This is a genomic window from Melaminivora alkalimesophila (assembly GCF_000282995.1).
GTDB lineage: Bacteria > Pseudomonadota > Gammaproteobacteria > Burkholderiales > Burkholderiaceae_C > Melaminivora > Melaminivora alkalimesophila.
This window is the reverse complement of sequence record NZ_ALEE01000484.1, coordinates 1-466: the sequence shown is the minus strand read 5'-3', so window position 1 is coordinate 466 and position 466 is coordinate 1. Positions and strand designations below refer to the sequence as shown.

Here is a 466-nt window from a genome sequence, read left to right as displayed (position 1 = left end):
TGGTGCCGCTGGGCGACGCCGGGCGCGGCGCGGTGGAGCAGGTGCGGGCCATGGTCGAGGCGGTGGCGCCCTGATGCGGGGCCTGGCCGCGCGCTGGCGCAGCTGGTGGCAGGCGCGCCTGCCGCGCACCGACACGCTCGTGCTCGGGCAGCGCAACATCTATATCCTGCCGACGCGCTCGGGCTGGATGCTGGCGTTCACGCTGCTGGTGTTGCTGGTCGGCTCGATCAACTTCCAGCTCAACCTGGGTTACCTGCTGACCTTCCTGCTGGCGGGCAGCGCCGCGGCCAGCATTCCCCTGTGCCACGGCACGCTGCGCGGGCTCGGCCTGCATCTGCAGCCGCCGGAGCCGCAGTTCCTGGGCCATGCGGCGGTGCTGGAGCTGCAACTGAGCGCCAACCGCCGCCGACCGCGGCGCGCCGTCGCCCTGGCGGTGCACGGCAGCGGCCAGTGGGCGGTGGCGGAC

At 74.0% G+C, this 466-nt stretch carries 1 pseudogene; it reads left to right on the top strand.

From position 1 onward, the window contains the following. Window positions 1-73: 73 nt before the first annotated feature. Window positions 74-466 (top strand): annotated as a pseudogene (locus tag A612_RS09465) (DUF58 domain-containing protein); the annotation flags it as partial.